The sequence below is a fragment of the Vibrio sinaloensis DSM 21326 genome (genome assembly GCF_000189275.1).
GTDB classification, from domain to species: Bacteria; Pseudomonadota; Gammaproteobacteria; order Enterobacterales; family Vibrionaceae; genus Vibrio; species Vibrio sinaloensis.
Map to the genome: position 1 here is coordinate 1 of NZ_AEVT01000055.1, position 472 is coordinate 472.

General features: G+C 40.9%; 1 protein-coding gene. It reads left to right on the plus strand.

Features of this window, described 5'->3' with window-relative positions; all coding sequences use genetic code 11:
* Positions 1–46 precede the first annotated feature (46 nt).
* Positions 47–424 (plus strand): hypothetical protein, encoded by a 378-nt coding sequence (locus tag RH45_RS07795; protein WP_206536164.1) that lies wholly within the window; start codon positions 47–49, stop codon positions 422–424.
* The last annotated feature ends 48 nt before the right edge of the window (positions 425–472 follow it).

Here is a 472-nt window from a genome sequence, read left to right on the forward strand (position 1 = left end):
GGCGTTGCTCACTACTTAACGCGGCGTTAGCTGGATGGTTATAACTATGAAAAATTATTTCAGTATTTTAGTTCTTTTGGTTGCAGTAGAAGCGTATGGAGGAAACATTACAATGTGGCCAGACTTAACTTCGATAAAGTATGTGTCTGATAGGGTCGCGAACGAGAAAGATGTTGGTGATGGATCTGCGGTGTTTTTACTTCAATCAGAAGGGAAAAGTATAGGGAGCCCTATACCTATTGAAATTCCCCAGTATGCTTTCCACACTAACTTAGAAACGGGTGAAAAGAGAAGCGTTGTAGTTATACAAGCGGAAGAAGCGAATGGCCAAAAAGTTGTGGGCGCAATAGATATTCAGTCTAATGGTTTTATGGTTGGTTTATTGTTTGAGTTTGATTTGCTAGGTACAAAACCACCTCGATAGCAATCAGCAGCTAACAAACTGTTTAAGAGTGATTCGCAACGCGTGGCA

Excerpts from the sequence above, each read along its gene's own strand:
- RH45_RS07795 (WP_206536164.1), top strand. The coding sequence starts at position 47 with ATGAAAAATTATTTCAGTATTTTAGTTCTTTTGGTTGCAGTAGAAGCG.